At 56.7% G+C, this 13246-nt stretch carries 13 protein-coding genes; 5 read left to right on the plus strand and 8 right to left on the minus strand.

What is annotated here, in order from left to right; translation table 11 throughout:
* Positions 1-31: 31 nt before the first annotated feature.
* Together RAL88_RS09575 and RAL88_RS09580 are read right to left on the minus strand one after the other, a co-directional pair.
* Positions 32-1525 carry a sugar ABC transporter ATP-binding protein gene (locus RAL88_RS09575; RefSeq protein ID WP_306269057.1) on the minus strand — a complete coding sequence of 498 codons (1494 nt, stop codon included), beginning with the start codon at positions 1523-1525 and terminating at the stop codon, positions 32-34.
* Between the two features lie 80 nt (positions 1526-1605).
* On the minus strand, positions 1606-2682 hold the full coding sequence (locus RAL88_RS09580; protein WP_306269058.1) for a substrate-binding domain-containing protein: 1077 nt from the start codon (positions 2680-2682) through the stop codon (positions 1606-1608).
* Positions 2683-3109: 427 nt separating this feature from the next.
* On the opposite strand from RAL88_RS09580, the gene RAL88_RS09585 reads away from it, so the two are divergent.
* Together RAL88_RS09585 and RAL88_RS09590 are read left to right on the plus strand one after the other, a co-directional pair.
* Positions 3110-3757 (plus strand): SGNH/GDSL hydrolase family protein, encoded by a 648-nt coding sequence (locus tag RAL88_RS09585; RefSeq protein ID WP_306269060.1) that lies wholly within the window; start codon positions 3110-3112, stop codon positions 3755-3757.
* Positions 3750-4859: an ROK family transcriptional regulator gene (locus RAL88_RS09590; RefSeq protein ID WP_306269062.1), complete on the plus strand. Its 1110-nt coding sequence runs from the start codon at positions 3750-3752 to the stop codon at positions 4857-4859. The genes RAL88_RS09585 and RAL88_RS09590 overlap by 8 nt, the downstream gene beginning before the upstream one ends.
* Before the next feature lie 8 nt (positions 4860-4867).
* Here RAL88_RS09590 and RAL88_RS09595 read toward each other — a convergent pair whose 3' ends face one another.
* The 6 genes from RAL88_RS09595 to RAL88_RS09620 all read right to left on the minus strand — a co-directional run bounded on the left by RAL88_RS09595 (position 4868) and on the right by RAL88_RS09620 (position 10616).
* Positions 4868-5905, minus strand: coding sequence for an ABC transporter ATP-binding protein (locus tag RAL88_RS09595; RefSeq protein ID WP_306269063.1), 1038 nt, complete (start codon positions 5903-5905; stop codon positions 4868-4870).
* 34 nt (positions 5906-5939) lie between these two features.
* Positions 5940-6767, minus strand: a complete 828-nt coding sequence (locus tag RAL88_RS09600) for a carbohydrate ABC transporter permease (RefSeq protein WP_306269065.1) — start codon at positions 6765-6767, stop codon at positions 5940-5942.
* Between the two features lie 17 nt (positions 6768-6784).
* Entirely contained in the window at positions 6785-7714 is a 930-nt protein-coding gene (locus RAL88_RS09605) for a carbohydrate ABC transporter permease (protein ID WP_306269067.1), read from the minus strand.
* 27 nt (positions 7715-7741) lie between these two features.
* Positions 7742-8992, minus strand: a complete 1251-nt coding sequence (locus tag RAL88_RS09610) for a sugar ABC transporter substrate-binding protein (RefSeq protein WP_306269068.1) — start codon at positions 8990-8992, stop codon at positions 7742-7744.
* A 105-nt stretch (positions 8993-9097) separates the two neighbouring features.
* On the minus strand, positions 9098-9883 hold the full coding sequence (locus RAL88_RS09615) for an SDR family NAD(P)-dependent oxidoreductase (protein ID WP_306269069.1): 786 nt from the start codon (positions 9881-9883) through the stop codon (positions 9098-9100).
* Positions 9876-10616, minus strand: a complete 741-nt coding sequence (locus RAL88_RS09620) for a FadR/GntR family transcriptional regulator (protein WP_306269070.1) — start codon at positions 10614-10616, stop codon at positions 9876-9878. The genes RAL88_RS09615 and RAL88_RS09620 overlap by 8 nt, the downstream gene beginning before the upstream one ends.
* 185 nt (positions 10617-10801) lie before the next feature.
* Here RAL88_RS09620 and RAL88_RS09625 point away from each other — a divergent pair, with 185 nt between their 5' ends.
* The 3 genes from RAL88_RS09625 to RAL88_RS09635 all read left to right on the plus strand — a co-directional run bounded on the left by RAL88_RS09625 (position 10802) and on the right by RAL88_RS09635 (position 13238).
* On the plus strand, positions 10802-11965 hold the full coding sequence (locus tag RAL88_RS09625; RefSeq protein ID WP_306269072.1) for a mandelate racemase/muconate lactonizing enzyme family protein: 1164 nt from the start codon (positions 10802-10804) through the stop codon (positions 11963-11965).
* A 101-nt stretch (positions 11966-12066) separates the two neighbouring features.
* Complete coding sequence (locus tag RAL88_RS09630) at positions 12067-12903, plus strand: DUF6772 family protein (RefSeq protein WP_371932173.1); 837 nt, start codon at positions 12067-12069, stop codon at positions 12901-12903.
* Positions 12903-13238 (plus strand): hypothetical protein, encoded by a 336-nt coding sequence (locus tag RAL88_RS09635; protein ID WP_306269074.1) that lies wholly within the window; start codon positions 12903-12905, stop codon positions 13236-13238. Before RAL88_RS09630 ends, RAL88_RS09635 begins: the two co-directional genes overlap by 1 nt.
* Positions 13239-13246: the final 8 nt, after the last annotated feature.

Here is a 13246-nt window from a genome sequence, read left to right on the forward strand (position 1 = left end):
GGTCCGTTGCCTGCACTCTTCTGTCCATCATTCATGCGCTCAGGGCCGCATCCAGAATCTTGTGTTCGGTTGCCTCACCGGCCGGCATTTCACTGACAATCGTGTTGTCATGGACCACATAAATCCGGTCACAAAGGCCAATCAGTTCAATTGTTTCGCGAGAAAGAACCAGCACCGCACCGCCGCGCCCGGTAAAGCTGCGCAGCAATTTGTAGATTTCCGATTTCGCTCCGATATCGACGCCCCGTGTCGGCTCCTCGATGAGAAGCACATCAACATCTGCCGCCAGATAGCGCCCCAGCAGAATTTTCTGCTGATTGCCGCCGGACAGGGACTGGACCGGTGCTGCGGTCCCGGCGGCCTTGACATTCATGCTGGCCATCGTGTCGCTGATGATCTTGCGGTAGTCTTTGGCAAAGGACAGCGCCCACCGTGCCGCATGCATGCCGATGGCAATATTGTGGCTGATCGGCAAATTCAGGAACAGGCCTTCTTCCTTGCGATCCTCGGGCACAAAACCAACCCCCAGCGCCTGCAACTGCCGCACGCCTGTTGATGCTGCGACCGGCAGCTTCAGGGTTTTGCCCTTGATCGCCACATGGCCGCCGGCAGGCACATATTGCCCGATCAGAGAGCGCAGAAACTTCTGCTGGCCCTGCCCTTCCAGTCCGGCCAGCGCCACGATTTCTCCTCGGTGAAGCGTCAGCGAAAAGGGCTGCGATCCGGATTCCAGCCGGAAGTCCTTCACATCAAGTACAGCCTCTCCGATCGCAGTGCTGCGGCCCGGAAACAGATGCGCCAGTTCACGGCCGACCATCATCGCAATCAGCGAATCCGGGGTCATCTCCGACAGGGGTCTGGTGCCGACCAGCTGGCCATCCTTCAAAACCGTGACCGTGTCGCAATTTTCAAAAATTTCGTCCATGCGATGCGAGATGTAGACAATCGCCTTGCTTGCATCACGCAGCCGCGCAATGTGTTTGTTGAGGACCGCCACATCTGCGGCATTGAGCGCCGCGGTCGGCTCATCAAGGATGAACACAGCGGCATCGGCCTTGATGCCGTGGGCTATTTCGACAAATTGCCGTTCCGCAATGCTCAGCTCTGACACCAGTGTCGAGGGATCAAGCGTGAGCCCAAGCTCCTTCAGCGCATCAATGGTCTGCCGCTCCATCGCTGCATAATTAATGCTGCCAAACACGCTCACCGGTTCCCGGCCCAGAAACATGTTTTCCGCAATGCTCAGGTTCGGCAGCAGCGACAATTCCTGGAACACCGTGGAAATACCGAAATCCAGGGCGTCTTTCGGGCTCGGGATAATCAATTTTTCACCATTTCTAAAAATTTCGCCGCTATCGGGCTGGTGAACCCCTGCGAGAATTTTCATCAGGGTTGATTTGCCGGCACCGTTTTCGCCCATCAGCGCATGAACAGTTCCCGGCTTCAATTCCAGCGACACGCGATCAAGCGCAACACTGCCGCCAAACGCCTTGGAGATATTCGACATGTCAATCAGATTTGGCACATGACCCCCACGAGACATGACAGGACCGGCAGAATCGGAAGGCAGTTGCGCCGCCTTCCGACAAGTCGCGGTCTTGGGAGTTACTTCTTACCGTAGAGTTCCTGGAGTTTTTCTTCCGGCAATTCGGTTGGCCACCAGACATTCGCTGACAGATCATCGCGATAATAGGTTGCGGCTTTTTCCACATCCCATCCGTCCGGATTGTAGTCATAATGCTTCTTCAGCTCTTTGCCCTCCAGAAGGGCAACTGCGGCACGAACGCCGGCTGCGCCCTGGGCTGGGCTGTATTCCGCTGAGACGGATTTGAATCCGTCCTTGATCCACTGACCAAAGAAGCCATTATTGCCTTCCCCGGAAATCGGCGGAATTTCGGCACCGAACTGCTTGAACACATCAACACAGGCTCGGGTCATGTCTGCGCCCGATGACCAGATGCCATCGACCTGCGGATTGTTCAGATAAAGCGTTTCACAGAGCTTCTTGGACTTGTCATATTGCCAGTCTCCGTGATCCTCGGAGATGATCTTGATGTCTGAGCCTTCAAGCGCCTGCACCAGACCATTGTAGCGATTGGTATCTTCCGGATGACCGGCGAGACCGCGCAACACCCAGATATTACCCTTGCCGCCGAGTTCCTTAACCAGGAAATCGCCCATCACCTTGCCGAAATGCTCCGCGCCACCCTGAATTTCAGTGGTGAAGGCGTCCGATTCAATGCGGCCTGTATGCAGCACCACGGGAATGCCCGCAGCCACCGCCTTGGCGATGCTGGCATCTGCTGAGGTGGACGTTACAGGCTGGACGATAATGGCATCCACTTTCTGCGCAATCAGATCCTCAATATCGGACACCTGCTTCTTCTGATCAAAACCCGCATCCAGGATGATTATCTTGGAGATGCGCTCATCCGCATCGGCAGCACCCTGTGTTTCATGGGCCACCTGAACGGTCCAGGTATTGGCGTTTACGCCGAAATGGCTCATGCCGATGACCCACGGGCCATCCTTCTTGAATTTGCCGGCTTCCACGGTCGGGTTGTTTTCAGCGCGTGCCGTCACGCCGTCCATCAGAATCGCCTCCTGGGCGAATGCCGGAGCGGCCAGAATTGTCGTTGTCAGCAAGGTTGCTGCGGCCAGAGATCTGAGAGTATATTTCATTGAGCTTTCCTCCATAATGGGCTCAGAATTCCAATTCCCGAGATCGGGAGTCACAGGACCGGAACGACCGAAATCCCCTGCCTACCGAAAGCCGGATCACCGTTCCGCCAAACGCGAAAACTGCTCAACCGGCTCTGTTCTGGAAGGATCTGTCCTGAGGTCACGCAGCTGCAAATGCAGGCCTGCCCGGTAGCGCAATGGAACCGTGTTGATCCGGTATTATGCGCCGGATTCAAATTTTCAGGACGTCCTCCCGGCACTTAAAAAGCACCGCTCGTTTTAAAATGTCAATAGTTATTCAGATTGAATGAATATTAAACTCTCTTGCCTTTTTACCAAAGGAGTGCCATCTTTCCACGATGCGTCTACCCGATAATTAGCGGGTAACATATTGAATATATAAGACTATTATCGACAGGATAAATTAATGCGTTCCGTATTGTGCTTTGGAGATTCCAACACACACGGCCAGGTTCCCGGAGGAACTCCGCTGCAGCGCTACGGCCCGAAACAAAGATGGCCGGGCGTAATGGCGCGCGAGCTGGGCCCAAATTGGCATATTGTCGAAGAAGGCTTGAGCGGGCGCACCACGGTGCGCGATGATCCCATTGAAGGCCCGCATAAAAACGGGCGGACCTATATGTGGCCCTGTATCCAGAGCCATACGATTCTGGACTTGGTCATCATCATGCTCGGGACCAATGATCTGAAAGTCAGATTCAATCAGCCGGCTTCGGAAGTTGCCATGGGCATTGGCTGTCTGATCTATGACATCAAGGAACTGGCACCGGGCCCCGGGGGAGCGGTTCCCGAAATCATGATTGTCGCGCCACCGCCGATGCGCGATGACATCATGGAATGGGAATCGATCTTTTCCGGCGCCCAGAAGAAATCTCATGAACTGGCCCTGCAATTCGAAATTGTGGCCGATTCCCTGGAAGTTCATTTCTTCGATGCCGGCTCCGTAGTCGACTGCGATCCGGTTGACGGATTTCACATCAACCAGGCAGCGCATGAAACCCTTGGCGTGGCGCTTGCCCGCGAAGTGGAATCCATCGGGTGGTCCCATGCCTGATATGAGATTTGCCCCGCCTAATCCGTTGCGCATCGCAGACCGGGCCACCGGACTGAACGCGGTCAGTGTGCGCAGCTACAATGAACGATTGCTGCTGTCGCTGCTGCTCCAGAATGAAGGCATTACCCGTTTGGAAATCGGCGAGAAAACCGGCCTTTCAGCGCAGACAATTTCTGTTCTGCTGCGCTCGCTGGAACAGGAAGGGCTGGTCTCGAAAGGCAAAGCCTTGCGCGAACAGGGCCGGGTCGGCCCGCCCACCATTCCGGTGGCGCTGAATCCCGATGGCGCCTATTCGGTTGGCATCAGCATCGGCCACAAGAATACGGAAATCGTGCTGGTGAATTTCGTAGGCGAAGTGCGTTTTCACGCCGCTTTGCCTAACCCTTCACGGAGCCAGAACAACAACCATCCGCAGTTTCTGGAGACCATCCAGAAAGCCATCGCGATGCTGCCGAAGGGTACGTATGACCGGCTTGCCGGAGTTGGCTTGGCGCTGCCGGAAACCGGCTCTGTTGTCGACAGTGAGGAACAGGCAATCGAGCAGAAATATGCCGCCCTGCAGGACGAGATTGAAAGCGAAATCGGCTTTCCTGTTTTTGTTCAAAATGACATCACCGCGACGGCTGGCGGTGAAAGCATGTTTGGTGCGGCAAAACCCCTGACTGATTATCTGTTTTTCTATCTGGGTGCCGAACTTCACACACGGCTGGTTCTCAACCATCAGATTTATAACGGCAATTCTGCCTTAAGCTTTGATGTCGGGATTCTGAATCTGGAACGGGCCCTGCACCAACAGGGGGTTCCCACCGCACCGCTTTGGGACCATTCTTCCAACTGGCCGGATTATGGCCAGACCCTGAAAATCTGGCAACAGACATTGAATGAGCGTCTGAGCCAATCATGCCTGTCGCTGACACAATTCGTGGAAGTTGATACAATCATCCTGTCATCCAGCGCACCCCCTGATATCTGCCAGACGGTTTGCCGCCAGCTGCAAGACGGTCTGCCGGGCATCACCGCCATTGCAGGCAATCTCTATCCGGCACCCAAAGCTGTGGGCGCGGCAAGCCTGCCCTTCAGCTCCAGATTTATGGTCAGTTGACGCTGCTTTCAGAGATTCTGGATTGCGAGTCCTGCCGCATCGAACAAATGCAGGTTTTCGTTTGAAAATGACAATCCGATGGGCTCGCCATGGTCAGCGGCTACCTGCCCTTCCTGCACAACCAGAAATGTTCCGGCACCTTCGACGTCGATATGCAACAGGGATCCGGCTCCGGTATATTCGCTGACAGAAACGCGGCCCTGCAACAGCCCCTCGCCTTGCGGCACAATTTGCAGATGTTCCGGCCTGATGCCGAGTTGATCAGCCGCCTTCAAATCAAAATCCTGTCCAGACAAATTTGCAGCCAGTCCGGAGGCCGGAAAGATATTCATTTTCGGGCTGCCAATGAACTGGGCGACAAACACATTGGCCGGACTTGCATATAATTCACGCGGCGTGCCGACCTGCTCGATACGCCCGTCGCGCAGCACCACAATGCGGTCAGCCAGGGTCATCGCCTCGATCTGGTCATGGGTGACATAGATCATGGTGTTTGACAGGCGGTTATGCAGCGACGCGATTTCCGCCCGCATATGCACCCGCAATTCCGCATCCAGATTGGACAGCGGCTCGTCAAACAGGAACACCTGCGGATGTCCGACAATGGCCCGGCCAATGGCGACGCGCTGGCGTTGTCCGCCGGACAATTCGCGCGGATAACGCTGCATCAGCGCATCCAGTTTCAGTGTGGCCGCTGCCTCGTCGACGCGCTGGCGCATTTCGTCAGGTTTCACTTTCCGCACCTTCAGGCCGAACCCCATATTATCCCGCACGGTGAGGTGGGGATAAAGCGCATAGGACTGGAACACCATTGCCACGCCGCGCTTGGATGCTGGCACGTCGTTCATGGTGCGCCCGTCAATCACCAGTTCCCCGGAGGTGATGTCTTCCAGTCCGGCAATCATGCGCAGAAGTGTGGATTTGCCGCAGCCTGACGGGCCGACAAACACGATGAATTCACCATCCTCGATCGTCAGATCAACATCACGGATGACCTCGACGGGACCGAAGGATTTTTTCAGGTTTTTCAGGGCAAGACTGGTCATGTGCTGGTATCCGGCTGTCTGTCGGTTGAAAGGATCATCCTTTGACCCCCGACATGGCAAAACTTTCGATGATCTGGCGCTGGGCGATCAGATAGACCCCCAGTATCGGAACCACTGCCAGGCTGGTGGCGGCAAGTTGCAGATGCCACAGCGGCAAACCATAGGCGTCGGTGAAATTGGACAGCGCCAGAGGCAGGGTGAATTTTTCCAGGCTCGACAGGAACACCAGCGGCTCCAGAAACAGGTTCCAGGAATGCAGGAATGTGATGATCGCGACCGCCGCCAGTGCGGGACGGGACATCGGAATGGCGATTTTCCACCAGATGCCGATCCGCGACAGACCGTCCATCTTGCCAGCCTCTTCAAGCTCTTTCGGCAGGGCGACAAAATACTGCCGCATCAGAAAGGTCGCCATCACACCATGAGCACCGAACACCGGCAGCAGCACCAGCGGGACATGGGTATCCATCAACCCCATCCAGCGGATCAGGAAGAAATTGGGAATGATCGTGACCTCTTCCGGCACCATCAGCGCGGAAATCAGAAACAGCATCAGCAGGCCGGCACCGGCAAAGCGCAAGCGTGCCAGCGCATAGCCCGCCAGAGACGAGATCACCAGTGTCAGCAGCGTGACGCAGCCGGAAATATACAGTGAATTGAAATATTGCCGGGCAAAGGGCTGATGATCGAACACATCGAGAAAGTTCTGCCAGCGCCACACTGCAGGGAACAGTGAGGGCTGGCCGAAAATTTCTGCCGCGTTCTTAAAGCCCGATGAAACCATCCACAGAAACGGAAATACAAAGGGCACAGCGACGACCAGCAGCGACACCGTCCAGAGCACGCGCTTGATACGATCCATCTGGGGTTGCGAAAGGTTCATCCTGACCCTTTCTGGCGCAGCATCAACTGCACTATGGTCAGCGAAAGCACGATCACGAACATGATGATGGCAAGCGCAGAGGCGTAACCCACATTGAAGAATTCAAAGCCTTGCTGGTAAATGTAATAGGCCAGCACCAGAGTGCCGTTTTCCGGCCCCCCGCCGGTCATCAGATAGATATGGTCGAACACCTTGAAGGACCCGATGGTGGTAATGACCATGATGATCAGCGTGGTCGGCGCCAGCAGCGGCCAGATCACCATCCGGAAAATTTGCCAGCGCGAGGCGCCTTCCAGCCTTGCGGCCTGTTCATAATCGCGCGGGATCGCCTGCAGCGCGGCTATATAGAGGATCATGTTGAGCCCGACCATTTTGATGACACGGGTAACGATCACCGCAAGCATCGCCCAGTCCGGTTCGCGCAGCCAGTTGGGGCCATCAATGCCGATCACCGCAAGCATCTGGTTGACGGCACCCGCCTCGCCCTGAAGCAGAAATTTCCAGACAATCGCCCAGGCGACAGCCGAAGTGATGACCGGCGCGAAAAAGATCGTGCGGAAAAACACCACGCCGAAAAACGGCCGCGACAGCGCTAGCGCAAGGGTCAGAGCCAAAGCCATGTTGAGAGGCACGAGCCCGAGGGCAAACACCGCTGAATTACGCACCACGTGCCAGAAATTCGGATTCTGCGTCAGCGCATCGTTGAAATTTTCAAGCCCGACAAAAGTCGAGCGCTGGCTCAGCAGGTTCCACTCCGTCAGACTGAAAAAACCGACCGCAACAAGCGGCCCCAGAAAGAAAATCAGAAATCCGATCAGGGTGGGACTGACAAACAGCCAGGCTTCCAGCGTCTCCTGTCGGCGCAGTGTCAACCATGGCGCGCGTTGGCCGCGCGCCATGGCTGCTGTCTGTTTGCTCGGTGTCATTGCCCCGATCCCACCGCGCGTTCCAGCCTAGAGCTCGGACTGAATTGCGGCGCAAACCGCCTTCAAAGCGTCTTCGACATTGGCATCTTCTTTCCACAACGCATCAAAGCGTGGCTTCATGGCAGCTTCGATCTGCGGCGTACGCACATGGCTTGGCAGAACCCGGCCTTCCGAAATCGCAGCCTTGACGTTCGCCATCTGCTCGCTGGGGATCAGCGCATTGGCATTGATGAACGCTTCACTGTCGAGCACGGACACACGGGCCGGCGGGAAGAACTGCGCCATCACGGCGACATTTTCCGCATTGGTCATATGGACGATAAACTCTTTCGCCAGTTGCGCATTCTTGCTCTGGGAAAACACCACCAGACCCGCCTGACCGATGACGGGCGATGCGCCTGCCGGACCGGTTGGCAAAGGTGCAATACCCCAGTTGAAACCAGCATCCGGCATTTTTGAGGCCCGGGAAATCTGGTTGATGGTCATCGCAGAGCTTCCTGAGAAGAAATCGCCCTGTTCGCCCGGTGGCACAATCGAGCGGTCCTTGAACACCATCTCATGCAATTGGGTCACAGCGGCGACGGCTTCAGGATTGTCAAAGCCGCATTCGCCAGCGTCAAAGGCGTTGCCGCCATAAACCCGGATCGGCGGCATGATGGCGTGCATGATACGGCTGTCGTAACCCTGACCATCCTTGAATTCAAAACCCCACTTGCCGTCATTTGCCTGGGTCAGCGCGGCCGAGACTTCACGGAACTTGTCCATGTCCCACTCGCCCTTATTGGCCAGTGTCAGCGGATCTTCCAATCCGGCCGCATCGAACATGTCCTTGTTGTAAAACATCATGAAGGGCGAGGTTGAGAAAGGCACGCCGTAAATGGCTTCGCCTTGCTTCCACAATTCCATGGCAGGCGCGGAAAAATCCGCCAGATCATAGCCATCGGCATTTTTCAGCACGTCAGTCAGTTCTTCAAGAACACCGGCCTCAACGAAGGCCGGCATGGAGTTTTCGAACATCCAGCCCAGATCCGGCGGCGTTCCGCCAGCCAACTGGAATGTCAGTTTCTGGATATAATCGCCAGCGGGAATGGTCTCAAACTTGACCGTCACGCCCGGATGGGTTTCCTGAAAACTCGTGCCAATGCTGTTCAGCATATTGAGATGGGCGTCATTGCCCGTCCACACTGTAAAGCGCAGTTCCTGCGCCACTGCCGGGGACACCAGAAAACTGGCGCCAAGCAACGCTGCTGCGGTGAGTTTAGTTCTGATCATGGTCATTATACTCCTCCTTTAAGTGATGTCTGTCCGGACCGGATGCACAAATGAACGCTCCGAAACCAGGTTCGGTTGAAGATGAAAATAAGGGGTCACCCGGAGACCGTGTCATCTGCCGGACTCCGGCAGATTTCCGGGTGCATCGCCGATGCCCCAGCCGCCATCGACGGGAATATCCGCGCCGGTAATATAGGCGGCCGCCTCACTGCACAGCATCGACACCGGCGCAACGCAGTCCGCAGGACGGCCGGGTCGGCCCATGGGAATCTTGGCGGCGACCACCTGGCGAAATGTTGCATCGGCATAAAGATCCGCCATCCGCTCGGTTTCAATTGCGCCGGGGGAAACCACATTCATGGTGACGCCACCCGGTGCCACATCCCGGGCGATGGCGCGCAAGGCTGTCAATTGTGCCGACTTCAGGGCTGCATATACAACCGTTTCGGCGCGCGGCCTGGTGGCCAGAATGCTGCCGATGGCGATGACGCGGCCCCAGTTGCGCTCAACCATGGGAGGCACCAGATGGCTGATCAGCAACAGCAGGGAGGTGAAATTTGCTGCCACATGGGCGTTGATCGCAGCAGCGTCGATATTCTGCCAGGGGCGTCTTTCCTCAATCGCTGCGTTGGCGATCAGAATGTCCACCGGGCCGGTTTCCAGCACAGCTTGCGCCAGATCAGACACGGCCTGATGGTGCAGAAAATCAGCCTCAAGCACCGGGCAGGTATCAAACAGATGCGCAATATCATCGCTGGGCCGTGCACTGCCATGGCAATGCAGCACCAGATCGGCCCCGTCGGCCGCCAGCGCGCTGGCAATTGCATAGCCAATACCCGAATTGGCACCGGTCACGAAGGCACGTTTCCCAGAAAGAGGGCCTGTCCGATCAGCCATTGGCTACCTCGAAGGAAGCAATATTGGCGGCATCATAATGTTCGGCCAGAGCCTTCTGGGCGGCGCTCTCATCGCCGGCTGAAATGGCATCGTAAATCGCCTGATGCCGCAGAACGGTGGCCTTCCAATCCGCAGTGGTGCGGTTGCTGCGCCGGGAAAACAACTCGGACACTTCGCGCTGCACCGAGCGCATGCCCTCGACCTGGATCCGGATCATGGTGTTGCCGGTGGCCAGCGCCATGCCGTGATGAAAGTCGATATCCGCTTCGGTGAAATCTTCAGGCTGACCAATCGAGGTCCTCATTTTCTCAACTGCTTTCTGCATTACTGTCAGGCCGTTTTTGGCCCTGCGCCGGGCCGCGAGGCCGGCAATGCCTGACTCCAGAACCAGCCGCATTTCATTGGCTTCCTGCAGGCGTTTCAGGCTGGAGCGCACCGCATAGCCGTAAATCCGGTCCAGCGGCTCCCCGGTCATCGCCTTGGCGCGCGCCACCTTGCCCTGTTGGGTATGGATCAGTCCGGCTCCGGCCAGAAGTCGCAGCGCCTCGCGGGCAATCGGTTTGCTGACTTCAAATTGGCGCGCAATCTCGCCTTCGGACGGCAGCGCATCGCCCGGCGCAATGCGCCCGTCAAACAGAGCGGCCGCGATTTCGTCGGACACTGTGTCGGCCAGACGCAGCGGCGCTGCGCGCTGCGTATTGAAGGTCAGATTGTCTGTAGTGGCTTTCGCCATGCCAGCTCCTCGCATTTCAACCGTTTCTAGCACAGCTGCTGCCAACATAGCAACTATGTTATTTATTTGCTATGTTGAGTTGTTTGCGTTAAAACCGGCCAATCCAGATGGAGTTACAGATCAATGAGACAGCTTTTCCACCAATCCGCAGCCATTGAAATTCGTGCGGAAAAAGGGATCTGCCAATGAACGCGCCTGACATCACACCTCAGGGAATAGGCCTGATTGCACCGGATATCACCATCACCGATGTGATCGCCCATCCATTGACGCAAAAACTTCCCAAATCCACGGTGACCTCCTGGGGCACCTATGAACATGTCTCGATTGTTCTGGTGGAAATTCGCACCGATGCCGGGATTTCAGGCATCGGCGAAACTCTGGCGCGGTTTGCCCCCAAAGCCTATGCCGAACTGATCAACACCACGCTTAAGCCGCGTCTCGTCGGGCAGCCGGCGCATCAGATCAGTGCGCACTGGCAGTCCATGCGCCGGGCGCTGTCCGGCCGCAGCGGCGGCATGCTGTTTGAAGCCATAGCCGGCGTCGATATTGCGCTTTGGGACATTCTTGGCAAGGCCGCCAACATGCCGTTGTGGAAGCTGCTCGGCGGCGAAGGCCGAACCTCCATTCCGGTCTATGCCGCTTCGATCAACTGGGTGGACGACGCCCAGGCCGACGCAGAACTAGATGCCTATCTGGAAGCCGGGTTTCCCCGCATCAAAGTCAAGACCGCCAGTCCGGTCGGCGAATCCTGCCGCCGGATCGAAAGGCTGCGCCGCAGGGCTGGCGATGCGATTGAACTGTGTATCGATTCCAATTGGGCTTATGAGCTGGACGAAGCTGTTGAAGTGGCCAGAGCCCTGGAAGCTAATGGCTATTTCTGGTTTGAAGAGCCGCTTAAACCGGAAGATGAAGCCGGCTATGAGGAATTGCGCCAGCGCTGCACTGTTCCTCTGGCAGCAGGCGAAAGCAATTTCACCGTCGATCAGGCACGGCGTTTGGTGCAAAACCGCACATTGTCAGTGCTGCAGCCCGATATTGCGCGCTCCGGCGGCGTCACTGAAACGCGGCGCATGGCAGATTTCGCCCATGCCTGTGATGTTGGCTATGCCCCCCATATCGGCATGTCTGGGATTGTCTGTGAAACCGCCAGCATTCATGTCGCATCCGCCATGCCGAACCTGCGGATGATGGAATGTCACAGCGATCTCAGCCCCTTCAAGACCGAACTTGCCGATCTGGCATCCGCCAGCATGCGCCAGAAAGACGGTCAGCTGAGTGTGCCAACCGGCCCCGGCCTCGGCCTTGAGATCAATTGGGACGTGGTCGAACGATTGCGGACCCCCTAGTGAATTGCGCTGAAAAGGAGACGAGCCAGGTGATACAGGAATCCGCCGGACAGGAGCTGGAAACCACATTGCTGCGCGCCTTGCGCCTGAGTGACCCGGCAATGAGCCGGTTCGATCCGCTGCGCCGCATCATCAGTTTCGACACCTTTGCAAACGGCTATTCCGGCTGGTCTCAACTGGTCGGCAATTACGAGGACAGCCTCGACACCATGCTGCCCGGCTACGCTCAGCACACCAGCCCGATGCTGTCGACGCTGTCCCATTGGGATGCCGGCTCGCATGGCGCTGCAACCAGTTCCTATGCGCTGAAAATTGCCACCCGCCCGGTCGTCGGAGCGCAGAATGTCGCCATCAAGCGCCATACGTTCCGCAAACGCGGCCCGATCCGTTTCGAGCTTTATTTCACCTTCAAACCGGAAGCGACAGAATTGCAATTGAGCGAAACCGACGTCCGCTCGGTCGGTTTTCTGTTTGATTTGCAGGGTGGAGATCAGGACAAAACCAACGCCGAACGAGTGATGCCACATATACGCTTTCTCAATGCCGAAAACGGCCAGCACGCGCAAAAATGGCAGTTCAAGCCGCGCACCACTGACTTCACGCCGATTGGCGATGGCACCAAAACCGCAAGTCATTATCATCTGCAACCGGAAGGCTGGCTTGATTTGCCCGGCGGCGCGCAGAACCTGTGTTACAATGAAATACCCACCAAGGTGAACTGGACCTATCTGCGGTTTGATTTTGATCTTGAGGACATGAAGGCCCTGTCCTTCCAATGCAATGACCGCAATTTTGACCTTTCGGAATTTGAATCCATTCGCATCCCGGCAATGAAAAATCTGTGGTGCATGCTGAACTTTGCCCTGTTCGCCGAAACCGATGTGGCCAAACGCGCTTTCCTCTATGTCGATTCAGTCTGTATTTCGGGGGATTTCTGATGCTTCCTGAGAGCCACACAGCGATTGTTGCCCGCAATGAGCGGTGGACCGCCGATGCCGCCACGCAACCGTATGAGTGCGGCTGGGCCCGCGAGGCGGTGTTCTTCATCCGTGCGCTGAAGCCCTCCGCCGGACCCCAGCCGACAGGCATTGTCGAGATTTCAGCGGACGGCATGCACTGGATTGCGGAAGGCACCAGTTTCGCCATGCCGCAACACACAGATGACATTGCCGTTGCCCGCCTGTCGCAATTCGGCAACTGGTTGCGCGTACGCGCCAGGTTTGAAGACGGCGCGTCCAGCACCGTTCTGGTGACATTACACCTCAAAGCTTGAAAATACCG

It is taken from the genome of Pararhizobium sp. IMCC3301 (assembly GCF_030758315.1).
In the GTDB taxonomy this organism is placed as follows: domain Bacteria; phylum Pseudomonadota; class Alphaproteobacteria; order Rhizobiales.